Raw genomic sequence first — 21,269 nt, 5'->3', positions numbered from 1 at the left:
ACCGGACTTTTATCCGGTGGGTACGCTATCGCACCATAAGCACACGCTTGTAAGCCGCCGCCAGCGCTATATGATTGTACCTCAACCTGTGCCGAATTCGAAGGGATCGACACTTGCAGCATACCACGCCTGCCGCCCCCGCAGTGCGCGAAACGCTGGAGCGATTGCTTGCCAGCGAAACGTTCGGACGATCCGAGCGCGCGCGCAAGCTGCTCCGCTATCTCGTCGAGCGCGAGCAGGCAGGCGAAGCCGACCGGCTCAAGGGCTTCTCCATAGCGATGGACGTCTTCGGCAAGGACGGCGATTTCGATCCGTCGACCGATGCGGTGGTGCGGGTGCAGGCCGGCAGGCTGCGCGAGCTTCTGCAGCAGTATTTCGCCAATGAGGGCGTTGCCGAACCGGTCCGCATCGCCATTCCGCGCGGCGGCTATGTTCCGTCCTACGAACTCAACGCCATTCGCTTGCCGGCGGAGGTGGAGGCAAAGAGCAAGCCGCAGCCAGCGACAGAGGAGGCGGCGACGACCGCCCCGCCCGGATCGCTGGAGGACGCCCGCAACCGGACACATCCGGCTGCATTGCTGAGCGTTCCAGCCGTCGCCCCTGCTGCACCTTCGCTGCAGCGCCATTTGCAATTCTTCTGGCTGGCGATCGCGCTAGTCATCCTCATGCTGGGTGTGCTGATCCTTCGCCAGGGCAGCGTGGTGTTGCTGACCGGCGGCGACACGGCGGTCGAGACCGCGGTGGCGACCGCCAGCATTGCAGCGCCTCCGGTTGAAAACCTTCCCCAGGTCTACATCGCCATCAAGGCCGACAGCGACGTGGCTCGCCGTGTCGCCGCATCGCTGCGCGCCGGCCTTAGCGGCTTCGACACCATCAATTTCATCGGCCGTGATGCCGACAGCCCGCCCGATCCAGTTACCGACGCCGCCAGCTTCGTATTCGATGTCCTGCCCGGGCCGCGCAGCGGCGACATCATGCTCGAGCTGCAAAGCGTGGCAACAGGCCGCGTGCTGCTGTCACGCAACCTGACCGCCGGCGACAGCGCGAACACCGCCATCGAGGACCAGATCTCCGGCATTTTGAGCTCGGCTCTTCCCGCCTCGGGCACGATCTACAACTACATCGAGCAGAGCGGCATCCAGACCGGGCTGACGGCGTGCCTGGTGCTCAACGGCAAATATTATCTCGACCAGAACGCCCAGACGCACGAAGCCGCCTACCGCTGCCTCGAAGATCTTGCCAACGGGAAGGCGAAGTCGTCGCTCGTCTATTCGGAACTCGCGTCCTTGCATCTTGAAGCGGTCACCGACCACTATCCCTACCCCGCCGACGCGACGATCGACAAAGCGATGACGTTTGCCCATCGCGCCATCCAGATGGGCCCGACCAGCCCCTACGCGCACCGCGCCCTTGGTTATCTCAACTCGCGCATGGGCGATTCCGCGGAATCGATCCGCTGGATGCGCAAGGCCTATGAGCTCAATCCCTACGATCTCGCAATGGCCGCCGCCTATGGCTACGGGCTGGTTTTCGCCGGCAGGTATAGCGAGGGCACCCCGATCATCGCTCACGCGGTGGACATCGCCAGCGCCCATCCGACATGGTGGGATTACGGGCTGTTCGCCGGAGAGTTCATGATGGGCGACGTGAACAAGGCGACGCTTGCCGGCGACGGCTTGCGAACGACGGAAATGAAATCGCATTATCTGGCCGCGCGGCTGATCGGTGCCAAGGCTGCCGGCCGCGAGAAGCTGGCGAGCAGGCTTCTGCAGGAACTGACCACCAAATTCCCGAAATTCGCAGCCGATCCGCGCGCAACCTTCGTCGAACGAAGATATCCCGCCGATCTGACCAACCGGCTGGTGGAAGCCCTGCGCGCCGCCGGGCTTGGCGGCGCCAGCTGACGTCTCCGGGCGCGTGCACGACGTCAGGTGATCGCGAAGATTTTACTGGCCATCCGGACGGCCAAAGCGCAATTCAGACACAATTTGAACCGGCCAATCCGATCCCACATAGGTCTTATCGCGCATAAGACTGATCTCCGCATAAGTCTGACCTCCCACAAAGACTGATCCGCATAAGACCGCCCCCGGCATCCTGACTGATCCCGGCACCAAGCCATAAAGTTTGCATGACCCCATCCCTGTACGCCGCCGAACGGGGCACCGGCCCGACAATCATCGCCTTGCTGCATGGTTTCGGTGGCTGCCACGACGATTGGCGCGAGGTGGCCGCGTCCCTGGCACTCGGCGCGCGGACGTTGGCCTATGATCTGCCGGGGCATGGGCTGTCACTCGATTTTCCGGGCGGCGGTCCGGCCAGGATTGCAGCCAGTGCCGTCCTTGCGGATTTTTCCGCTCGCGGGATTAAGCGGGCCCATCTCGTCGGCCATTCGATGGGCGGCGCCGTGGCCGCCCTGATGGCATTGAACGAGCCGGAAAAAATAGCCTCGCTGACGCTGCTGGCGCCGGGCGGTTTTGGTCCTGAGATCAATGGTCCGCTGCTTCGTCGTTACGCCGCCGCTGCCGGCACGGATGAAATCCGCGCCTGTCTTGCCGCCATGTCGGGACCACAAAGCCGGCCTTCGCAGCATAGGGTCGATCTCGTCAACGAGATGCGGCAGCGTCCCGGTCAGCTACGGACACTTGTCGAGCTCGCAGCCACCATGACCAGGGATGATCGGCAAGGCGTCATCCCAAGCGAGCGGCTTGAAACGCTGAATATGCCAGTCATGGTGGTTTGGGGAACCGACGACGCGATGCTGCCCGTCAGCCAGGCGGACGGCCTGCCGAAGCATTTTCATCTGCACCACGTGCTGGAAGCCGGCCATATGCTGGTCGAGGAAGCGCCCGGCCTGGTCGTCGAGGCTGTCCGTTGCAACATGCGGCGCCGAAGCAGGCGACTTCGTCCAGAATTGGCTGCGGCGGCGAGCTGATCCGTCCTCGCGCGGGACGGCCGCGGCGCAGGTGCTCCTTCCACCGAACCCTTGCCGGCCCGTCGATCTGGCAAGTGCATTTTGCCGGCGGCTGTGTTAATTCGGTGTTAACCAAACCCGCGAGGCAACGCCGATGAAGGACGCAGGCGAGAACATCACCCAGATCGATCAGTCGCGAAAACTGTCCGATGCCATTCGCGACGTCAAGAACGCCTTCGCCGACCGCGACGATGTCGTCGTCGACATGCGCGAAGCGCATCGCATGCGGCTCGATCTGCTTGCCGCCGAACTCGCACCGGTCTTCGGCGACGTGCCCACCGACATGGACAGTTTCGACTTCGCCGTCTCGTCCGGCCTGCAGCCACGGCTGTGGATCGACGCCGTCAGCCATGTCGCCATGGGACGCGACCGCCGCACCTACCGCTTTCTCAAGGACACACGCATCGGCCGCGTCGTCCTCGCCGAATCGACCGACATGAAGGTCGTTGCCGACCAGGTGACGCGCTATGTCGCCGAGCGCGTTGTCGAACGCCAGAGAATGATGGAAGGCGGCATCGAGCAAGCCGTCGCCGGCCTCAAACGCGCCCTGGTGGCGGAGGCCGAGCCGCCGCTGCAGATCGCCGCGCGCAGCAACGGCTGGTCGGCGTTCTTCTCGGGCCTCGGCCTGATCGCCGCCGGCGCCCTGGTCGGCCTGGCGATTTCGCTCGTACTGTTCTGGGATCGCATCGTCGCGATGAAAATCAGCTTCTAAAGCGGTTCAGCGTTTCACCGAAATGCTGAACGGCTCTATCTCTTTGTTCTGACGCAATTCCGAAAAACCGCTTCACACTTTTCCTGGAATTGCTCTAGCCATCGACGCCTCGGCCTCGACGCCAAGCTCCAGCGTCTGCAGGTCGCTGGGCGGCAATGCCGGCCCGGTCAGGCCGCGGCGCGTCAGCCTGATCCGCCAATTGTCCTTTTCACCGTCGATGTCGAGCAGATTGTATTGCGCCGGCGCATGCGAACTGCCGGGGGCCTGCCCGGCGGCGGCGACGCCGACCACCGGGATTTTTGTCTTGCGGGCGCCGATGAAGAACAGCGACGGCACATGCGAATGGCCATGCAGCACAAGTTCGGCGCCGTGCCGGTGAAGCACCCTGTGGAAGCGCGAGATGCCGAACAGCCGCTTGTTCTGCGAAACGGCGCCGCGCATCGGCGGGTGGTGGATCATGATCACCCGGAACAGGCCGCGCTTGCCTGTGGCGTCGAGCATGCCGCGCAGCCGTTCCGCCTGGCCTTCCAGAAAGAAGCCGTTGGCCATGAACGGAGCCGTGGCGCGCGCCGTGGAGACGCCGATCAGCGCAACATCGCCGCGTACGCGCAGATACGGAAAGGTGTTGCGGTCGACCGGCGTATTGACGCCGTCGCCGGTCATCCATGCCGCCCACGACCGGCAGGTCTTGTCGAAGGCGCCCGGCACATAGGCGTCATGGTTTCCCGGCACCACCGACACGTCGTTGGGCGAGCCCAGCGTCTCCAGCCAGTGCTTGGCCATCTCGAGCTCACCGTCGAGCGCCAGATTGACCAGGTCGCCCGTGATGGCGAGATGGTCCGGCCCGCTGGCCTTCATGTCGGCGACGATCGTGTCGATGACGGCGTCGTGCATGTGGCGGCGGCGGTTGCGCTGCCAATTGACGTAGCCGACCACGCGCTTGGAGGCGAGATCGCGATAGGTTACATCGGGGAGCGGCCCCAGATGGACATCGGAAATATGCGCGAGCCTGAACATCTTTTCTTCATAGGCGAGGCGCGCGCCGCTTTCCACTCACGGTTTCGCGGACGATGACGACGCCGGATCCGGAGCAAGCGCTGCGCCAGACCGGATGGCCGGGCCTCAGGGCAAGGCTGTTTCACCTGTATTTCGTACTGCGGCGGCCGATGACGCTCGGCGTGCGCGGCTTGATTCACGACCGCCCCTCCAATTCCGTCTTCCTCATCCGCCATACCTATGTTCCTGGCTGGCACCTGCCCGGCGGTGGCGTCGAGTTGGGCGAGACGATGATCGAAGCGCTGACACGCGAAGTCTTCGAGGAAGGCAACATCGCGCTGACCGGACCGCCGGTGCTGAAGTCGCTGCATTTCAACCGCCGCGCCAGCCGCCGCGATCATGTCGGCCTTTATCTGGTCGAGGAGTTCGACCAGCCAGCACCCAAGCTGCCTGACCGCGAGATCGCCGAAGCCGGCTTCTTCCCGCTCGACCGCTTGCCTCAGGGAACGACGCCGGCAACTTTGCGACGGATTGCCGAGGTTTTTGATGGCGCAGCGGTATCGCCTTACTGGTAAAATCAGGCAGCCTTCCTGAACCTGTCGCGGTCATGCGGCGCGCCATAGTCGAGCTCTGGCCCGACCGGCACGATGCGCGTCGGGTTGATGGTCTCGTGGCTGCCGTAATAATGCGCCTTGATGTGGTGCAAATTCACCGTGCCGGCGACGCCCGGCACCTGGTAGAGATCGCGCAGATAATTCGACAGGTTCGGATAGTCGGCGATGCGGCGCAGATTGCACTTGAAATGGCCGACGTAGACCGGGTCGAAGCGGACCAGTGTCGTGAACAGCCGCCAGTCCGCCTCGGTGATGCGGCCGCCGACGAGATAGCGCTGCCTTGACAGACGGTCCTCCAGCATGTCGAGCGCCGAGAACAATTCGCCGAATGCCTCCTCGTAGGCTGCCTGCGTGGTGGCGAAGCCGGCACGGTAGACGCCGTTGTTAACCGCGGGATAGACCAGCGCATTGATCGCATCGATCTCGCCGCGCAACGGTTGCGGATAAAAATCGAGCCTGGCATCGCCCCATTCGTCGAAGGCCGAATTGAGCATGCGGATGATCTCGGAGGATTCGTTGGAAACGATGGTCTGCTCGCGTTTGTCCCACAGCACCGGAACGGTGACCCGGCCCGAATAGCCGGGATCGGCCCTGGTGTAGATCTGGTGCAGGAAATCGAGGCCGTAGAGCGTGTCGCCGGTGGCGTCGTCCTCGGCCAGGAACGTCCAGCCGTCGGCGCCCATGAAATGATGGACGACCGAGACGGAAATCACGTCCTCGAGTTTTTTGAGCACGCGAAAGATCAGCGTCCGATGCGCCCACGGGCAGGCGAGCGAGACATAGAGGTGATAGCGGCCGGGCTCGGCCTTGAAGCCGCGTTTTCGCCCTTCGACCGGCGTGCCGTCGCGGGTCACCCAGTCGCGCCACTGCGACTGTGCCCGCACGAACCTGCCGCCGCTCTCCCCGCTATCGTGCCAGCGGTCCTGCCATTGGCCTTCGACTAGCAATCCCATGAAATATCCTTTCGCGTTCCTACCCGATGTAGGGCAGCAAGCGGCCCCGCGGAAATCCTCGACGCTGAACAGATCGTCAACGGCTGCGTCGAGTGCGTGTCGGCTGCGCCGGCCGATTGCGGCGGCTGAAAATTGGTGGTAGCGGACATCCGCATGTTCGACTTTGCCGTGATCCGGTTCGACCGACGACGAAAGAGCGCCCGCGCTTGATGAAGCGCTGACTGGCGAACGCTGCCGCTTGCAGCAAACCTTTCCTCGTATACCGGAACGCAAAGACCATGAGCCTTGCCGACTTGAAATACCTGGCCGACGTGAAATACCTGCCGGAAACTCCGGCGCACGATCCTGAAATCGAAGCCATCAATGACGAGGCCTTCGGGCCAGGTCGTTTCGTGCTCGCCGCCTACAAGATCCGCCAAGGTGGCCCGCATGAACGGGCTTTGTCCTTCGTGGCCGTCGATGGCACAATCGTCGTCGCCTCGGTACGGATGACGCGCATCGCCGCCGGCGCTGGCCGCGCGCTGATGCTCGGGCCGCTCGCTGTGCGGCCGGCCTTCAAAAATTTCGGCATCGGCCGCCGGCTGGTGGCAATCGCGCTGGAAGCCGCCGCCAACGCCGGCGCGCCGGCGGTGATGCTGGTCGGCGACGAACCCTACTACGGCCCGCTCGGCTTCAGGAGGCTGCCGCGGGGGCAGATCTCGATGCCGCGTCCGGTCGACCCCGACCGGCTTTTGGCGCACGAGATCGTGCCGGGCGCGTTGGCGAGGCTGGCGGGCGAGGTTTGCCACGCCGACCAGGCAAGGATTGCCGCGCACATCGCCGCGATGGCATGACCGTGCCGGCGCTGTCGCACGGTGGCTTGGCGGCATAGTCTGGACACGGAGGAGGACGTCGAGATGAACCCGAACGGCCAGATTGCGATCGTCACCGGTGGCGGCTCCGGCCTTGGCGAGGCGACGGCGCGCGCTCTTGCCGCCGGCGGCGCCAGGGTTGCCGTCCTCGATCTCGGTATCGAGCGTGCGGCCAACGTGGCGGCTGACATCGGCGGCATCGCCGTCCGATGTGATGTGAGCGACGCCGAGAGCGGTGCCGCCGCAGTCGCGGAAGCGGCAGAGACGCTCGGCGCACCGCGCATCCTGGTCAATTGCGCCGGCATCGTTGTCGGCATGAAGACGATCGGCAAGGACGGACCGCATCCGCTCGATCAATACCGCAAGGTGATCGAGGTCAATCTGATCGGCACCTTCAACATGATCCGCCTGGTCGCCGACCGGACCGCCAGGCTCGAGCCGCTGCAGGGCGGCGAGCGCGGTGTCATCGTCAACACCGCGTCGGTCGCGGCCCATGACGGCCAGATCGGCCAGGCCGCCTATTCCGCGTCCAAGGCCGGCGTCGTCGGCATGACGCTGCCGGTGGCGCGCGATCTCGCCCGCTCCGGCATTCGCGTCTGCACCATCGCACCCGGCATCTTCAGGACGCCGATGATGGCCGGCATGCCGCAGGAGGTGCAGGATTCGCTCGGCGCCGCTGTGCCCTTCCCTTCCCGTTTGGGCGAGCCTTCGGAATACGCGGCACTTGCCTTGCACATCATCGAGAACCAGATGCTCAACGGCGAGACCATTCGCCTCGACGGCGCCATCCGCATGGCGCCGAAATAAATGCGACGGTGATGCCTTGGACGAACCCAGGAAAGACGTGATCCGCGCGACCGATACCGAGGCGATCAGGCTGGCAAAGACGCTGATCCGCAGCGCCCGTTTCGGCGCGTTGGCAGTGCTCGAACCAGGAACCGGTTCGCCGCTGGCCAGCCGGGTCGGCGTCGCCACAGACATCGACGGCACGCCATTGATCCTGGTATCGATGCTGTCCACCCATACCGGCGCCATCCTTGCCGACCCGCGCTGCTCGTTGCTCGTCGGCGAACCCGGCAAGGGCGATCCGCTGGCGCATCCGCGACTGACGCTCGTCTGCCGCGCCGTCCGGCTCGAACGCGGATCGAACGAACACGCCCGCGCCGAGCGGCGCTACCTCAACCACAATCCCAAGGCGAAGCTCTATGCCGGACTCGGCGACTTCTCGATCTTTCGGGTCGAACCGGAGCGCGCCAGCCTGAACGGCGGCTTCGGCAAGGCCTATCTGCTCGACCGCACCGATCTGGTCGCGACGGGAGCGATCGTCGAAGAGCTTGCCGTCGGCGAGCAATCGGCACTCGACCATATGAACGCCGACCATCTCGATGCGATTGCCCTCTACGCAAGTTATTTCGGCGGGGCCGGGGGCGACGGCTGGATCGTCACCGGGTTCGACGCCGACGGGATGGATCTCGTATCCGGCGACAATGTCTGTCGGGTTTTCTTCCCCGAGCCGCTGGCAGCGGCACGCGACCTCAGGCCTGTCCTGGTCGATATGGCAAAGGCCGCCCGATCGGCAAATTAATCACAGCGGGGCAGTTAATCGGCTTGCATGGAAAGCAAGCCTTGAGATTTGAGCGAAATGTTCTACCTTTGCGAGTGACGCTGAATCGCTGGCGTGCATCTATAGGGAAAGTCTATGGAATCCGACGCTATTGCCCCCATAGCGGCGGATGAGCAAGAAGGCATGGGGGATCTATGGTCTCGAACAAACTAGTCGCCAACGCCGGAACCGCGGCTGCGTTTCTGACGCTGATGGGCAACGAAAAACGTTTGTTGATCATGAGCTATCTGGCCGAGGGCGAGATGTCGGTCGGCGCCATAGCCGAGAAGGTGTCGCTCAGCCAATCCGCCCTGTCACAGCATCTGGCCAAGCTCAGGGCTTCCGACCTTGTCGAGACCCGCCGCGATCGGCAAATGATCTATTATTCCTGCAAATCCGGGGCGGTGCGCGAATTGCTGCATATGCTGGACGGCATTTTTGGCGAAGGTGAACTGTCGCAGATGGCTCACCGGCTGCGTCGCGCCGGGACTTGAGCGGCCGAGGCGGAGAACGCCCCGCCAAATCCGCTTGCCGCCAAATCCGCCTTGCTGCCAAATCCGCCTTGTTGCCAAGTCAGCCTTGCTACTGAACACGCTCGTCGGCGGCCTGCGCAATCTCCTCCTTGAACTCGACCTTCGTGCCCGGCTGCACCATCGAGGCAAGGTCTTCGGCATCCCAATTGGTCAACCGGATGCAGCCATGCGAAAAGGTCGTGCCGATCTTGCCGGGTTCGGGCGTGCCGTGGATGCCGTAGCTTTCGATGGAAAGGTCGATCCAGACCGATCCCACGGGATTGTTCGGCCCGGCAGCGACGGTGAAGGGCCGCTTGGTCTTGACCCCCTTGAAAGCGAAGTCCGGATCGTAGTGATAGGTAGGGTTGTGCACCACGCGCCTGACCTCTGCCATGCCGCTTGGCGCCGGCTTCTCCTCGCTCCCAATCGAGGCGGGGTAGACCGCCAGCCATTTGCCGGCACGGTCGAGCACACGCACCAGGCGAGCGCCCTTGTCGACCTCGATGGTGGCGACGCCGGCGGGAGGGTCGCCCCTGTCGACATCCGGCACCACCAAGGTCCTGCCGGGCTTCCTGAGGCTGGTGCCCGGATTGAGCATTCTCAGCAATTGTTCGCTGATATGGAAGCGCTCGGCCAACCTCTCCACCGCATTGCGGTAGCCGAGCCGCCGCAAGCGGGCCATCCTCTCCAAGCGGGCGGGAATACGCCGGGTGAACGGTCCACGCACATCCTTGCGCATCACCTCATAGGTCGCCAGCACCGGCTTGGCGGAGGTTGCGATGAGTTTGCTCCAGGTTTGTGGACTGAGCTTGCCCTCGGGCGGAAGTCCGTTTGCCGCCTGAAACGCGGCGACGGCCTTGGCGAAGTTCTGGGAAAGGCGACCGTCGATCAGGCCCGGCGAGAAGCGGGCGCGATCCAGAAGGATCTGCGCCTTCAGCAGCATCGGATCGACACCCTTCGGTTCGCCGACAGTGAATTGGGCCTGATTGACGGTGGCCGGATCGAGCTTGGCGGCGCGGGCCACGCCGCATGCAAGGGCAAGCGTGGCGGCAAAGACGACGAGGAGCCTGATCATCGATGTCCTTCCAGGACCGCAGCAGGAGCCCGCTTCTATGACGCGGCATGGCCCTGTGCGGTTCCCTCGCCCCATCGAAATTCTGCAGAAGCGGCTTTGCCGAAGAGCCGTGCCGCGGGAATCAATATTCCCCGTCGCCAAAGCCCGGGCAGATTCCATCCTGGCCCGGCGCCCGGTGACTGGATAACCGTTAGAACGGCGTGCATCCATTTGGACGCTGAGATACGGTCTGAGCTTCGGATCCGGCATCATGCCTTCCGAAACCGAATCCCGATTCGTGGCCGACGCCATGGTCCGCCGAGGAAGCCATGGATCCGATCCGCATAGACGACCCGCACGATCCCCGCGTCGCAGCCTACCTCGACATCCGGGAGCGAGATCTTGCCGGCCGGCAAGGCCGTTTCGTCGCCGAAGGCAAGGTGGTGCTCGACACGCTGCTCGCCGCCCGGCGCTTCGAGGCAGAATCGGTGCTGGTACTCGAAAACCGGCTGGCTGGCCTCGATGACGTCTTGCGCAAGGCGCCTGCCGGGCTTCCGATCTATGTCGCATCCGGCGAAATCATCGACAGGATCGCCGGATTCCACATGCATCGCGGCATATTGGCGATCGGCCGCAAGGGTGCGGCCATCTCCGCCGAAGCCTTGCTTGGCGCGCTGCCCGCCCGCGCGCTGATCGTGGTGCTGGTCGGCATCGCCAATCATGACAATATGGGCTCGATCTTCCGCAATGCCGCGGCCTTTGGCGCGGATGCCGTGCTTCTCGACCCGACCTGCTGCGATCCGCTGTACCGCAAGGCAATCCGCGTTTCGGTGGGTGCGGCCTTGAAGGTCCCCTTCGCCTGCTTTGCCGATACCGCCGGCTGCACCGCAATGCTCGACCGGCAAGGCTTCAGCCAATTCGCCTTGTCGCCGCGCGGGCAGATCGACATTCGCGATGCCAAGAGAAACGAACGGCTGGCGCTCTATCTCGGCACCGAGGGCGAAGGCCTGCCGGAAAGCCTGCTTGCCCGCCTGCAGACGCTGCGGATCGGCATGGCGCAAGGTTTCGACAGCCTGAACGTCGCCGCCGCGTCAGCCATCGCGCTGTATCATTTTTCCGGAGCCTAAGGCATGTCAAATTGCAGCGGCTTTGCGATAACGACATGCATCAAACAAGAACTCAAAGCGCGTCGGATGAGGCCGGTCGAACGCGACGCGCTTCAGAGCCGGAGGGCCCGCTCTTGGATCTGCGGAATCTCAGTCGGTCGAAGCGGCCTTCTGCAGCGCCCGCACCCGATCGGCAAGGCTGCGTCCGCCGCTCCCCAGCGGCGCATCCTCAGCCGCTGCAAGCGCCCGGGCGATCGGCGAATCCGGCCCGTCGAGCTTTGCCGTCAGGGCCACGACTTGCGCCGCCAGATCGTTCATCTCTTCGCGCAATGCCGCGCCGGCGCTGCCGGCATCATCTCCGGCCCGTGATTTCGACGTTTCAACGGCAGCAAGATCTGTCTTCAGCCGCCTGTTCTCGCGTGCCAGCGATGTCAGCCTGGCCTCCAGCCGCTCGCGGTCGGCGTCGAGCTTGGCGGTTGTCTTTTCGATGTCGCCGTTGGCGGCCACATTGACCTGACTGCCTGGCACGCCGGCAAGACCCCCCGCAGGCGCCCTTTCAGCGCTTTTCGGCTTTTCGCGAAGGCGCACCAGTTCCTTCTCGCGGCGCTCCAGCCTGTCCTCGCGATCGGCCAGCGTGGCGAGCAGCCGCTCGATTTTCTTTTCCAGGTCGCCGGTTCTTTTCTTCTCGGCCTTCAGCGCGTCCCGCAAAGCCTTGCTTTCGGCTGCCAATTCCTGGCTGCGCCTGTCCGCCTCCTTGCGCTGGCCGCGCAGCAGCGAAATGTCGCTCGCCAGCTTCTGCAGCTCGGATTCGCGCGCCACCAGCTCGATCTGCCGGCTGCTGGATGAGAAACTGGCGTCGTCATACATGTGCTCCAGTTTCCGCAGTTCGAGCCCACGCTTTTCGAGGGCGCGTTCGGTCTCCGCAAGCCGCTCCGACAGCTGCTGCAGCTGCTCATCGCGCTTGCGAAGCTCCTCGCCCCTGGTTGTAAGATCGGCGACGACCCGGTTCTTGTCCTGCCGCTCGGCCGCCAATTCCTTGAGGGCTTCGCGGTCGCGGCCGATCTCGACCAGCTGTTCGGCGGCCTTCTCGCGCAATGACTTGACGGTCATTTCAAGCCGGCGCACCGAAACCGCGAACTCGGCGCGAATGCGATCCTTGTCCGCCTGGATCTCGGCCAGCGTCAACGGCATCGAACCCTCGACGCGCTTGCGCGTCAGCGCCACCGCCCGCCGCCACACGGCCGGAGCAATCATCAGCGCCAGAAAGCCCGCGCAGAAAAAGCCAAGAACAAAGAACAGGATCGACTGGACCAAGATGACTATCCGTTGTGCATGGCAACCGCCAAAGGTCGACTTTGCCATCTTCGCATGACGGAAATCCGGCGCCACGGCAAGAGTATGCCGCGGCAAAGCTCGGGCCGCGGGATCACAGGCCCAATCGCCGTCGCTCCGTCATGCCGGTCAGAACGGATTCCAGGTCGCGCGCTGGGTGAGCTTGAGGTAGCCGAGATTGACGCCGAGACGGGCGCCGACGCCGGTACGGATCGGCACGAGCAGCACATTGTTGTTCTTCAGCACGTTGAAACCGACGCCGGCGACGACATAGGCGGAGCCGGCGACGCCGCCAAAACGGTTATAGAGGCTGCTCACATCGTCCAGATTGTAGACCAGCATCATGACGCGCGAGCCCTCGCCGCCGAAATCCCAGCCGAGCGACGGGCCTTGCCAGAACACTTTGTGATCGCCGGCATTCTTGGTGTAGAGCGTGCCTTCGCCATAGGTCAGGCCACCGATCAGCGCCCCGGACCCCTCCTCGCCGAGCAGATAGCCGTTCGGCAAGCCATAGGTGGCGAAAATCTTCTCGACGACGGTGGCGAGCCCGCCCGATGTCGCACCGAAGAATTTATGACCGGAATCGACGATCTCCTGGGCCGTGTATTCCTGCGCCCGCGCCGCCGATGCCGAAAAGGCGACAAGGCCGATGAGCGCGATCGTCATTGAGATGACACGGAAAAAAGTCCGGTCGTAGAATCGGGAAACCATGCTTCCAATCTCCGTCAGGGAGCACTTTCGCCGACGCCTCGCATCCGTACGGCTCTTTGGCGGCCGTTAAGGATGACTGTTAGGGGCAAACTATGCCGTAATCCTTTTTCAACCATTAAACTCTCACATGAAGATGGCGGTTCGAAGGCTGTTTTGCATCGCCCGCGCAGCACCCTGCTGCGTGAACACACCATTTTCGACAATCAAAATTTTGGATTTGTTGCTGCACGCATAAGCGCTGTGTATTCAGAATGCTTGGGAGAGAGCGTGATTCGTGTTGACAGGCGTGATCATGACCGCCCGGTCATTGTGTTGTGAAATTTGCAGGGATTTTTGCCGATGGCCGAGCTTTTCACCCTTTCCGCACCCGACCTGGCGGCGCTTTTGTGCAGCCGGGTCTGCCACGACATCATTTCGCCGGTCGGCGCCATAAACAACGGGCTTGAGCTGCTCGACGAGGGCGGCGCCGACGAAGACGCCATGAAACTGATCCGCCAAAGCGCCAAAAACGCTTCCGCCCGCCTGCAATTCGCCCGCATCGCCTTCGGCGCCGCCGGTTCCGCCGGCATGCTGATCGACACCGGGGATGCCGAGGCCGTGGCCATCGCCTTCCTGAAGAACGAGAAGCCGGAACTGGTCTGGAACGGGACCCGTGCGCTGTTGCCCAAGAACAAGGTCAAGCTGCTGCTCAATCTCATCCTCGTCGCCAACGCCGCCATTCCGCGCGGCGGCAGGCTGGCGGTCACGCTGGAGAACCTGGAGACCGAGCCGCGCTTTGCGCTCGCGGCGAGCGGCCCGATGCTGCGCGTGCCGCCCAAATTCCTGGAATTGCATTCCGGCAACAGGCCGGACGAGCCGATCGACGCGCATTCGGTGCAGCCCTATTACACGCTGCTCCTGGCCCGCGAAGCCAACATGACGATTTCGATCCACGCGACCGCCGACGAGATCGTCCTTTCCGCAGCCTGAAGTTCTCCGAAAGAGCGGGGAAAGTATTTTCTCCAAGTCATATTTACGGCGTGGTCTTAATATCTGTGAGACGCGCTTGCGGATTGATTGCGTGAAGCATTGCGAAAGAAGATTTCACTAAAAACACCTTCAGGAAAATTTTACCTAACGGCTTTTCGGCTTCTTTACCAGATCGGCCTATGTTCCCCGGCAGATGCCACGACGCTGCCGGTTCGCCAAACGGCAAGAGGGTCCGGGAATGAAACGCTGCATGTTCGTCGATAATTCGAGCGTCATCAGGAAGGTCGCAAGGCGTATCCTGGGCGGTTCCGGCATGATGGTGATCGAAGCCGCCAGCGGCCACGAGGCGATCGAGATGTGCGCGGCCGACATGCCTGATATCATCGTCGTCGACGGCGCCTTGCCGGACATGCAGGCGCAGGACCTCATCCGCCGCGTGCGCGCCATCGAAAGCCCGGTATTGCCGCAGGTTTTGATTTCGCTGGTCGAGGTCGATGTCGGGGCCATCATGCGGGCAAAACGAGCCGGCGCCCAGGGCTACCTGCTGAAGCCGTTCAACCGGCCGCAACTGCTCGAGTGCTTCCGCGCCTTGAAGGTTGCCGCCTGATCAGAGCTGTTCCATTCCGACCAAAATCGGATCGGCTCTATCTTGTTGTTTTGCCAGGTTCTTTTCCGAAAAACCCGGCACCCACCTTGGGATCACGCCCCTAGTTCAGGCGCTGACGCGGATATCTTCGGGCTCACGCAGCACATAACCGCGGCCCCAGACGGTCTCGATGTAATTCTGCCCGCCAGACGCGGCGTCAAGCTTCTTGCGCAGCTTGCAGATGAAGACGTCGATGATCTTCAGCTCCGGCTCATCCATGCCGCCATAGAGATGATTGAGGAACATTTCCTTGGTCAGCGTGGTGCCCTTGCGCAGCGAGAGCAGTTCCAGCATCTGATATTCCTTGCCGGTCAGATGCACGCGCTGGCCACCGACCTCAACGGTCTTGGCATCGAGATTGACCACCAGGTCGCCCGTCGTGATGACCGACTGGGCGTGGCCCTTGGAACGCCGCACGATGGCATGGATGCGGGCGACCAGTTCGTCCTTGTGGAAGGGCTTGGTCATGTAATCGTCGGCGCCGAAGCCGAGGCCGCGCACCTTGTCCTCGATGCCGGCCATGCCGGAGAGGATGAGGATCGGCGTCTTCACCTTGGAAAGGCGAAGCGTTCTCAAAACTTCATAGCCCGACATGTCGGGGAGATTGAGATCGAGGAGAATGATGTCGTAATCATAAAGCTTGCCTAGATCGACGCCCTCTTCGCCAAGGTCCGTCGTATAGACATTGAAACTTTCTGATTTCAGCATCAGCTCGATGCTTTGTGCGGTTGCACTGTCGTCTTCTATCAGCAGAACGCGCATTTCATTCCCCTTTTCTGCTGCCGGACCATTTCACGACCCGTCCAGGACCGGAGCAGTGATTGCCCTGAGCAGAGGCTGCCATCGAATGGTTAATAAAACCTAATTCCCCGTCCGTGACGGTATCAGATTTTTTAACCCCTTTCTACACCTTGTTGAATCCAATAACGAATCACAGACCCAAACCGTTAATGCGGCACATTAATAAGCCAGACTAAGTGACTCTTCGGACTCGCTGGCCGGGTTTCGCGACGAGAAGCAGAATTTTTACCCGCCCTTAAGTCCTGAGCCGTATGATTAACAATGCCCGTAAACGAATGGTTACCGCCGGCAAAAAACTTTAGGAGTTTGTTTCCCATAGTTCCGGGAAAGCCGGTGGAAACGGGTCAGGCCTGGGCCGTGCCGGGTGAATTGGACGATATGTGCAGGTGTGCGTTTCCGGGAGTACCGAATCATGAAGTCACGTGAAAACCTCGTTCGGCTGAAGCAATTTCAGGTGAGCGAGAAGCGGCGGCAGCTGCTGCAGCTCGACATGATGATCGCCGAATTCGAGCGCATGGCCGTCGAGCTGGAACTTCAGATCGCTGCCGAAGAGAAGAAGGCCGGCATCACCGACATCAATCACTTTGCTTATCCGACCTTCGCCAAGGCGGCACGTCTACGCCGCGACAACCTTAGAAATTCGCAAAGCGACCTCGCCCAGCAGCGAAATGTCGCCGAATCATTGCTGAGCGAAGCCGAAGCGGAGCTTTCCAAGGCCGAGATGCTGGAATCGCGCGACACCAAGGCGCGCGACACGGAAGCCGGCGGTCGCAGCGCCATGATCGGCTGAAAACAAGACTTTAACGCGCGTCGCGCTTGCGCGCTATTGCTGCGCACCGAACTGTGCCCGCCTCAGGCACCCAGATCTTCTTGCTGTTCCGCCGCCCGTGCGCGCGCATTTTTGATGTCGGGCACATGCTGCTCCGACCAGGCTCTGATCTGATTGAGCAGTCCTGCCAGGTTCTTGCCAAGTTCGGTCAGCTCATATTCGACCCGCGGCGGAACGACCGGGAAAACCTCGCGCCGCACAAGCCCGTCGCGTTCCAGGATACGCAGCGTCTGCGTCAGCATTTTCGGCGTGATGCCTTCGAGCTTGCGCGCCAATTCGCCGTTGCGGAGCCGGCCCGGGCGCAGCGCACAGATCACCAGGTAGACCCATTTGCTGGCGAGCGTCTCGAGCACGGCGTGTGACGGGCACGACCGCCGAAAGGCGTCATAGCCGAAAGGGGAAACATCTTCACTATCCATGAGGTGCGTATATATCAAAAAGGTACATACTAGACAAGAGAATGTAACTATCCAAATGATAGCGGCACATCAAAACCAGCAGGAGAGCCTTCCATGCGTGCCATTGTCCAGAATTCCTTCGGCGGACCCGACGTCCTCGTCATTGCCGATCGCCCCGCGCCATCACCCGAGGCCGGCGAAGTGCTCGTCCGCATCGAGGCGGCCGGCATCAATCCGGTGGATGGTGCGGTGCGCGGCGGCCACTATCCGCTGCTTGGCGAGCCGCCTTTTGTCCTTGGCTGGGACGTCTCGGGAGTTGTCGAGGCGCTGGGCTCCGGCGTCTCCGGCCTCAAGGTCGGCGACGCCGTGTTCGGCATGACGCGTTTTCCCAAACAGGCGGCAGCCTACGCCGAACTCGCCGCTGTCCCGGCTGATGAGCTTGCGCCGAAACCTGAAGGCATGGATCACGCGCAAGCCGCCGCACTGCCGCTGGCCGGCCTGACGGCCTGGCAAGGCCTTGTTCGCCATGGCCGGCTCGAACCTGGTAAGCGCGTGCTGATCCACGCCGGAGCCGGTGGCGTCGGCCATCTGGCGGTACAAATCGCCAAGGCGCACGGCGCTTACGTCGTCGCGACCGCCAGCCCGGAAAAGCTCGATTTCGTCGGCTCGCTCGGCGCCGACGAGGTGATCGACTACACAAGGGATGATTTCACCGGGAAGGCCCGCGACATCGATCTGGTTCTGGACCCGTTCGGCGGCGTGCATGCGGAGCAATCACTGAAAGTGCTCACCGCTGGCGGCGTTCTGGTGTCGCTGCTCGATGTCAGCGATGCCACCAAGGCAAAGGCCAGGACGCGAGGCGTCCGCGTCGAGCGCATGTCCGTAGTGCCCGACCGTGCCGCCCTGGTGGAGCTCGGCAAATTGATCGACGCGAAAAAGCTGGCCGTCCACGTGGCAAAGGCGTTTCCGCTCGAACAGGCCGGTGCCGCCCATGCCTTTCTCGCCACCAGGCCGATCGGCAAGGTGGTGCTGACGGTCTGAAATTGCAGATCGTCGCCCCTCGCAAACGTAAGGGCGCTGATCAGCGCCCTTACCGGCCTAATGCCGGTATTGCTGGATGCGCGTGGTGCGCAGGCCGGCAAGGCCGTATTCGTCGATCGACGCCTGCCAGGACAGGAATTCCTCGGTGGTGAGCTTGTAGCGCTGGCATGCCTCTTCGAGGCTCAAAAGCCCGCCACGCACCGCCGCCACCACTTCCGCCTTGCGCCGGATAACCCAGCGACGTGTGTTTGTCGGCGGCAGATCGGCGATGGTAAGTGGGCTGCCGTCTGGCCCGATAACATATTTGACTCGCGGTCTAATTAGATCGGTCATCGTACTCTCTACAAAAAACTCAAAGACCCAATCCCCACCACATTACCGCCACAGCTTTAAAATTTGCCTAAGCAGACCCTAATGGTTAGGTAAGGATCATGAACGCGGCGTTAGCCTTTTCATCGGCATTTGAAACATCTGCCGGCATGCGCGTTGAACCCGGCAGGAAAAATGAACCGGCCCGGCAAAGCTGGCGCAGTCGAGACGCTTGACCTATATTCCGGCCATTGGCACTGAAGCGCCGCGCAGAACGAAAGAACCATGAACAGCCTCGATCTTCCCGGACGCCCCGAAAACACCCGCGTCGTCGTCGCCATGTCGGGCGGTGTCGATTCGTCGGTCGTTGCCGGCCTCCTGAAGCGCGAGGGCTACGACGTCGTCGGCGTCACGCTGCAGCTTTATGACCACGGCGCGGCAACGCACCGGGCCGGCTCATGCTGCGCCGGCCAGGACATCGACGATGCCCGCCGCGTCTCCGAGACGCTCGCCATCCCGCATTACGTGCTCGATTACGAGGAGCGCTTCCGCAAGGCGGTGATCGACCCGTTCGCCGAAAGCTATGTCGCCGGCGAAACGCCGATCCCTTGCGTCTCGTGCAATCAGACGGTGAAATTCGCCGACCTTCTCGCGACCGCCAAGGAACTCGGCGCCGATGCGCTGGCCACCGGCCACTACATCCGCTCCGGCGCCAATGGCGCCCATCGCGCGCTTTACCGGCCGGTCGACGCCGACCGCGACCAGAGCTACTTCCTGTTCGCCACCACCCAGGCGCAGATCGACTATCTGCGTTTTCCGCTCGGCGGCCTGTCGAAGCCTGAGGTTCGCGCCATCGCCGAGGAGATGGGCCTGACGGTTGCGGCCAAGCAGGACAGCCAGGACATCTGCTTCGTGCCGCAGGGCAAGTATTCCGACATCATCGCCAAGCTGAAGCCGGCTGCCGCCAATCCGGGCGATATCGTCCATATAGACGGGCGCGTGCTTGGCCGCCACGAGGGCATTTTGCGCTACACCGTCGGTCAGCGCCGCGGCATCGGCATCACCTCCGGCGAGCCGCTCTACGTCGTCCATCTCGACGCCGACCGGGCCCGTGTCGTCGTCGGCCCGCGCGAGGCGCTGGAGACCCACAAGATCTTCTTGCGCAACATGAACTGGCTGGGCGATGGCCCGCTGACCGATATCCCGGCGGCCGGGCTTGAGCTTTTCGCCAAGGTACGCTCGACGCGGCCGCCGCGCCCGGCGGTGCTGCATCACCGCGCCGGCGTCACTTCGGTGGAGCTGGTTGACGGCGAGTCCGGCATCGCCCCCGGTCAGGCCTGCGTGCTCTATTCCGACGACGGCAACGAGGCGCGCGTGTTCGGCGGCGGCTTCATCGAGCGCTCCGAGCGCGGCGCCGAAGCCGAGGCGATGCTGACGCGGCTTGCCGTCCAGCCGGCGCGGGTTCCCGCCGAATAGACGGCGTTTTCTCTTTAGGGTCTGGTGTGGGCAACGGTGCCGGCGGTCAGGATGCGCAGCACGCGGATGGCTTCCTCACCGCTGGTGCGCGGTTCGGCCCGCGTCTCGATGCAGTGGATGAAATGCTCCAGCTCGCGCGTCAGCGGCATGCCCTCCCCGACCGCCACATAGGACGGCTCGTTGGCGGTGAACGCCCATTGGCCGCTGTCCTGCCACACCGCATGGCGGTAGACGGCAAGCTTGCGCTCCCACGGCTCGACATCGTCGAACACCGCCATCGCCTTGGTGCCGACCACGGTCAGCCGCCGTTCGCGGTAAGGGTTGAGCCGCGAGGCGAACAGATGGCCGCGCAAGCCGCTGGGAAAGCGCATATGCAGATGCGCAAAGTCGCTGAGATTGTCGAGAAGGGCAGCGCCTTCGCCGCGCACCTCGACCGGTTCGGTGCCGGTGATGGCCAGGATCATCGACAGATCGTGCGGCGCCAGATCCCACAACGCGTCGTTTTCGGTGTGGAACTTGCCGAGCCCGAGCCGATGCGAGTGGATGTAGCGGACTTCGCCGAGTTCGCCATTGTCGATCAGCGCCTTCAGCGTCTCGAAGGCGGGATGAAAGCGCAGCACGTGGCCGACCATGAAGACACGGCCATTATCGGCGGCCGCCTGCACCGAGCGCTCGGCATCGGCCACCGTCAGCGCGATCGGCTTCTCCACCAGCACGTCCTTGCCGCCGAGCACGGCGCGCACCGCCATGTCGGCATGGAACTGCGGCGGCAGCGCCATGACAATGGCGTCGACATCGTCGCGGGCAAACAGCGCCTCCGGCTCGATCGCCAGGCAATCCTGCTCGCTGGCAAAACCCTCCGCACGCGCGGGGTTGACGTCCGAAACCGCGTGCAGCGCGCCGAGCGCCTTTAGGGTGCGGATGTGGTTGCTGCCCCAGTATCCGCAACCGAGGACTGCAATGCGCGGTTTCATCAATTCATGACCATGGCTTTCGTGGCCGAGACATAGCGACGTGCCTCGCTGAACTCAACCCCGGCCTGTGCGCCCAAATGTCTGCCCGGCAAAGCTTTAGGCGCCAGCAATATGCCGGCGCGGCAGCCACTTCGATGCTTGACAGGCTTGGCCTCGCAACCTTATATCCGCGCGACCTTGGCGAACGCGCCGATATGCCTGCCGATTTAAGCTGGATTTCGGGCCTTCGCCGCCCTGGCGGGGTAGCTCAGTTGGTTAGAGCACGGGAATCATAATCCTGGGGTCGGGGGTTCAAGTCCCTCTCCCGCTACCAAAAATCGAATGGTACGACCCGGAGACATGGGTAACAGAATGTACCTAAGACATGGGTGACAACCTCGTGCCGAACGGGTTGTCGATGGTCTGCAA

23 protein-coding genes and 1 tRNA gene are annotated in these 21,269 nt (G+C 62.9%); 15 read left to right on the top strand and 9 right to left on the bottom strand.

Annotation, left to right across the window (positions count from 1 at the left end; all coding sequences use genetic code 11):
* Positions 1 to 113: 113 nt before the first annotated feature.
* From NKH42_RS29300 to NKH42_RS29290, 3 genes are all read left to right on the top strand, one after another.
* Positions 114 to 1,904 carry a tetratricopeptide repeat protein gene (locus NKH42_RS29300; protein WP_352753416.1) on the top strand — a complete coding sequence of 597 codons (1,791 nt, stop codon included), beginning with the start codon at positions 114 to 116 and terminating at the stop codon, positions 1,902 to 1,904.
* 227 nt (positions 1,905 to 2,131) lie between these two features.
* Positions 2,132 to 2,935: an alpha/beta fold hydrolase gene (locus NKH42_RS29295; RefSeq protein ID WP_352753415.1), complete on the top strand. Its 804-nt coding sequence runs from the start codon at positions 2,132 to 2,134 to the stop codon at positions 2,933 to 2,935.
* Between the two features lie 133 nt (positions 2,936 to 3,068).
* Positions 3,069 to 3,686 (top strand): hypothetical protein, encoded by a 618-nt coding sequence (locus tag NKH42_RS29290; RefSeq protein ID WP_254819130.1) that lies wholly within the window; start codon positions 3,069 to 3,071, stop codon positions 3,684 to 3,686.
* A gap of 72 nt (positions 3,687 to 3,758) precedes the next feature.
* Here NKH42_RS29290 and NKH42_RS29285 read toward each other — a convergent pair whose 3' ends face one another.
* Complete coding sequence (locus tag NKH42_RS29285) at positions 3,759 to 4,703, bottom strand: metallophosphoesterase family protein (RefSeq protein WP_254819270.1); 945 nt, start codon at positions 4,701 to 4,703, stop codon at positions 3,759 to 3,761.
* Positions 4,704 to 4,756: 53 nt separating this feature from the next.
* Here NKH42_RS29285 and NKH42_RS29280 point away from each other — a divergent pair, with 53 nt between their 5' ends.
* Positions 4,757 to 5,257 (top strand): NUDIX domain-containing protein, encoded by a 501-nt coding sequence (locus NKH42_RS29280; protein WP_352508992.1) that lies wholly within the window; start codon positions 4,757 to 4,759, stop codon positions 5,255 to 5,257.
* A 2-nt stretch (positions 5,258 to 5,259) separates the two neighbouring features.
* Here the strand turns inward: NKH42_RS29280 and NKH42_RS29275 are convergent, their stop codons facing one another.
* The gene (locus NKH42_RS29275; protein ID WP_352753413.1) at positions 5,260 to 6,249 is read right to left on the bottom strand and encodes a glutathione S-transferase family protein; all 990 of its coding nucleotides are present in this window, start codon (positions 6,247 to 6,249) and stop codon (positions 5,260 to 5,262) included.
* A 278-nt stretch (positions 6,250 to 6,527) separates the two neighbouring features.
* Here NKH42_RS29275 and NKH42_RS29270 point away from each other — a divergent pair, with 278 nt between their 5' ends.
* From NKH42_RS29270 to NKH42_RS29255, 4 genes are all read left to right on the top strand, one after another.
* Positions 6,528 to 7,082 (top strand): GNAT family N-acetyltransferase, encoded by a 555-nt coding sequence (locus NKH42_RS29270; protein ID WP_352469689.1) that lies wholly within the window; start codon positions 6,528 to 6,530, stop codon positions 7,080 to 7,082.
* Between the two features lie 63 nt (positions 7,083 to 7,145).
* Positions 7,146 to 7,907: an SDR family NAD(P)-dependent oxidoreductase gene (locus tag NKH42_RS29265; protein WP_352753411.1), complete on the top strand. Its 762-nt coding sequence runs from the start codon at positions 7,146 to 7,148 to the stop codon at positions 7,905 to 7,907.
* A gap of 16 nt (positions 7,908 to 7,923) precedes the next feature.
* Positions 7,924 to 8,685 (top strand): HugZ family pyridoxamine 5'-phosphate oxidase, encoded by a 762-nt coding sequence (locus NKH42_RS29260; protein ID WP_352753410.1) that lies wholly within the window; start codon positions 7,924 to 7,926, stop codon positions 8,683 to 8,685.
* A 173-nt stretch (positions 8,686 to 8,858) separates the two neighbouring features.
* Entirely contained in the window at positions 8,859 to 9,197 is a 339-nt protein-coding gene (locus tag NKH42_RS29255; RefSeq protein ID WP_254819124.1) for an ArsR/SmtB family transcription factor, read from the top strand.
* An 88-nt stretch (positions 9,198 to 9,285) separates the two neighbouring features.
* Here the strand turns inward: NKH42_RS29255 and NKH42_RS29250 are convergent, their stop codons facing one another.
* On the bottom strand, positions 9,286 to 10,290 hold the full coding sequence (locus NKH42_RS29250; protein WP_352753409.1) for a L,D-transpeptidase: 1,005 nt from the start codon (positions 10,288 to 10,290) through the stop codon (positions 9,286 to 9,288).
* A 308-nt stretch (positions 10,291 to 10,598) separates the two neighbouring features.
* Here NKH42_RS29250 and NKH42_RS29245 point away from each other — a divergent pair, with 308 nt between their 5' ends.
* Positions 10,599 to 11,396: a TrmH family RNA methyltransferase gene (locus tag NKH42_RS29245; protein WP_352702931.1), complete on the top strand. Its 798-nt coding sequence runs from the start codon at positions 10,599 to 10,601 to the stop codon at positions 11,394 to 11,396.
* Between the two features lie 129 nt (positions 11,397 to 11,525).
* On the opposite strand, the gene NKH42_RS29240 is transcribed toward NKH42_RS29245, so the two are convergent.
* Positions 11,526 to 12,689 (bottom strand): coiled-coil domain-containing protein, encoded by a 1,164-nt coding sequence (locus tag NKH42_RS29240; protein ID WP_352753407.1) that lies wholly within the window; start codon positions 12,687 to 12,689, stop codon positions 11,526 to 11,528.
* Positions 12,690 to 12,836: 147 nt separating this feature from the next.
* Positions 12,837 to 13,418 (bottom strand): DUF1134 domain-containing protein, encoded by a 582-nt coding sequence (locus tag NKH42_RS29235; RefSeq protein ID WP_023679557.1) that lies wholly within the window; start codon positions 13,416 to 13,418, stop codon positions 12,837 to 12,839.
* 339 nt (positions 13,419 to 13,757) lie between these two features.
* Between NKH42_RS29235 and chpT the strand changes: the two genes are divergently transcribed.
* Both chpT and NKH42_RS29225 read left to right on the top strand, forming a co-directional pair.
* Positions 13,758 to 14,387, top strand: coding sequence for a histidine phosphotransferase ChpT (gene chpT / locus NKH42_RS29230; RefSeq protein ID WP_254819119.1), 630 nt, complete (start codon positions 13,758 to 13,760; stop codon positions 14,385 to 14,387).
* 238 nt (positions 14,388 to 14,625) lie between these two features.
* The gene (locus NKH42_RS29225; RefSeq protein ID WP_254819118.1) at positions 14,626 to 14,994 is read left to right on the top strand and encodes a response regulator; all 369 of its coding nucleotides are present in this window, start codon (positions 14,626 to 14,628) and stop codon (positions 14,992 to 14,994) included.
* A 105-nt stretch (positions 14,995 to 15,099) separates the two neighbouring features.
* Here NKH42_RS29225 and ctrA read toward each other — a convergent pair whose 3' ends face one another.
* Positions 15,100 to 15,795 carry a response regulator transcription factor CtrA gene (ctrA, locus tag NKH42_RS29220; protein ID WP_006203583.1) on the bottom strand — a complete coding sequence of 232 codons (696 nt, stop codon included), beginning with the start codon at positions 15,793 to 15,795 and terminating at the stop codon, positions 15,100 to 15,102.
* A 451-nt stretch (positions 15,796 to 16,246) separates the two neighbouring features.
* On the opposite strand from ctrA, the gene NKH42_RS29215 reads away from it, so the two are divergent.
* Entirely contained in the window at positions 16,247 to 16,624 is a 378-nt protein-coding gene (locus tag NKH42_RS29215) for a flagellar export protein FliJ (protein WP_023719275.1), read from the top strand.
* A 62-nt stretch (positions 16,625 to 16,686) separates the two neighbouring features.
* Here NKH42_RS29215 and NKH42_RS29210 read toward each other — a convergent pair whose 3' ends face one another.
* On the bottom strand, positions 16,687 to 17,082 hold the full coding sequence (locus tag NKH42_RS29210) for a winged helix-turn-helix transcriptional regulator (protein ID WP_352508998.1): 396 nt from the start codon (positions 17,080 to 17,082) through the stop codon (positions 16,687 to 16,689).
* 93 nt (positions 17,083 to 17,175) lie between these two features.
* Here NKH42_RS29210 and NKH42_RS29205 point away from each other — a divergent pair, with 93 nt between their 5' ends.
* A complete protein-coding gene (locus NKH42_RS29205; protein ID WP_352690903.1) occupies positions 17,176 to 18,102 on the top strand; it encodes an NADP-dependent oxidoreductase in 927 nt (308 codons plus the stop codon).
* Between the two features lie 57 nt (positions 18,103 to 18,159).
* On the opposite strand, the gene sciP is transcribed toward NKH42_RS29205, so the two are convergent.
* Entirely contained in the window at positions 18,160 to 18,435 is a 276-nt protein-coding gene (gene sciP / locus NKH42_RS29200; RefSeq protein ID WP_023679563.1) for a CtrA inhibitor SciP, read from the bottom strand.
* 261 nt (positions 18,436 to 18,696) lie between these two features.
* Between sciP and mnmA the strand changes: the two genes are divergently transcribed.
* Positions 18,697 to 19,887, top strand: a complete 1,191-nt coding sequence (gene mnmA, locus NKH42_RS29195) for a tRNA 2-thiouridine(34) synthase MnmA (RefSeq protein ID WP_352753406.1) — start codon at positions 18,697 to 18,699, stop codon at positions 19,885 to 19,887.
* Positions 19,888 to 19,901: 14 nt separating this feature from the next.
* On the opposite strand, the gene NKH42_RS29190 is transcribed toward mnmA, so the two are convergent.
* Positions 19,902 to 20,861: a Gfo/Idh/MocA family protein gene (locus NKH42_RS29190; RefSeq protein WP_254819113.1), complete on the bottom strand. Its 960-nt coding sequence runs from the start codon at positions 20,859 to 20,861 to the stop codon at positions 19,902 to 19,904.
* A 236-nt stretch (positions 20,862 to 21,097) separates the two neighbouring features.
* Here NKH42_RS29190 and NKH42_RS29185 point away from each other — a divergent pair.
* Positions 21,098 to 21,174, top strand: a tRNA-Met gene (locus NKH42_RS29185).
* The last annotated feature ends 95 nt before the right edge of the window (positions 21,175 to 21,269 follow it).

It is taken from the genome of Mesorhizobium sp. M1142 (assembly GCF_040318565.1).
Taxonomy (GTDB): Bacteria; Pseudomonadota; Alphaproteobacteria; order Rhizobiales; family Rhizobiaceae; genus Mesorhizobium.
This window is presented reverse-complemented; position numbering and strand designations above follow the sequence as displayed.

Coding starts and splice junctions, on each gene's coding strand:
- NKH42_RS29275 (WP_352753413.1), bottom strand. CDS start 6,249: ATGGGATTGCTAGTCGAAGGCCAATGGCAGGACCGCTGGCACGATAGC.
- NKH42_RS29210 (WP_352508998.1), bottom strand. CDS start 17,082: ATGGATAGTGAAGATGTTTCCCCTTTCGGCTATGACGCCTTTCGGCGG.
- mnmA (WP_352753406.1), top strand. CDS start 18,697: ATGAACAGCCTCGATCTTCCCGGACGCCCCGAAAACACCCGCGTCGTC.
- chpT (WP_254819119.1), top strand. CDS start 13,758: ATGGCCGAGCTTTTCACCCTTTCCGCACCCGACCTGGCGGCGCTTTTG.
- NKH42_RS29250 (WP_352753409.1), bottom strand. CDS start 10,290: ATGATCAGGCTCCTCGTCGTCTTTGCCGCCACGCTTGCCCTTGCATGC.
- ctrA (WP_006203583.1), bottom strand. CDS start 15,795: ATGCGCGTTCTGCTGATAGAAGACGACAGTGCAACCGCACAAAGCATC.
- NKH42_RS29270 (WP_352469689.1), top strand. CDS start 6,528: ATGAGCCTTGCCGACTTGAAATACCTGGCCGACGTGAAATACCTGCCG.
- NKH42_RS29205 (WP_352690903.1), top strand. CDS start 17,176: ATGCGTGCCATTGTCCAGAATTCCTTCGGCGGACCCGACGTCCTCGTC.
- NKH42_RS29285 (WP_254819270.1), bottom strand. CDS start 4,703: ATGTTCAGGCTCGCGCATATTTCCGATGTCCATCTGGGGCCGCTCCCC.
- NKH42_RS29280 (WP_352508992.1), top strand. CDS start 4,757: ATGACGACGCCGGATCCGGAGCAAGCGCTGCGCCAGACCGGATGGCCG.
- NKH42_RS29255 (WP_254819124.1), top strand. CDS start 8,859: ATGGTCTCGAACAAACTAGTCGCCAACGCCGGAACCGCGGCTGCGTTT.
- NKH42_RS29265 (WP_352753411.1), top strand. CDS start 7,146: ATGAACCCGAACGGCCAGATTGCGATCGTCACCGGTGGCGGCTCCGGC.
- NKH42_RS29245 (WP_352702931.1), top strand. CDS start 10,599: ATGGATCCGATCCGCATAGACGACCCGCACGATCCCCGCGTCGCAGCC.
- NKH42_RS29225 (WP_254819118.1), top strand. CDS start 14,626: ATGAAACGCTGCATGTTCGTCGATAATTCGAGCGTCATCAGGAAGGTC.
- sciP (WP_023679563.1), bottom strand. CDS start 18,435: ATGACCGATCTAATTAGACCGCGAGTCAAATATGTTATCGGGCCAGAC.
- NKH42_RS29235 (WP_023679557.1), bottom strand. CDS start 13,418: ATGGTTTCCCGATTCTACGACCGGACTTTTTTCCGTGTCATCTCAATG.
- NKH42_RS29290 (WP_254819130.1), top strand. CDS start 3,069: ATGAAGGACGCAGGCGAGAACATCACCCAGATCGATCAGTCGCGAAAA.
- NKH42_RS29190 (WP_254819113.1), bottom strand. CDS start 20,861: ATGAAACCGCGCATTGCAGTCCTCGGTTGCGGATACTGGGGCAGCAAC.
- NKH42_RS29215 (WP_023719275.1), top strand. CDS start 16,247: ATGAAGTCACGTGAAAACCTCGTTCGGCTGAAGCAATTTCAGGTGAGC.
- NKH42_RS29295 (WP_352753415.1), top strand. CDS start 2,132: ATGACCCCATCCCTGTACGCCGCCGAACGGGGCACCGGCCCGACAATC.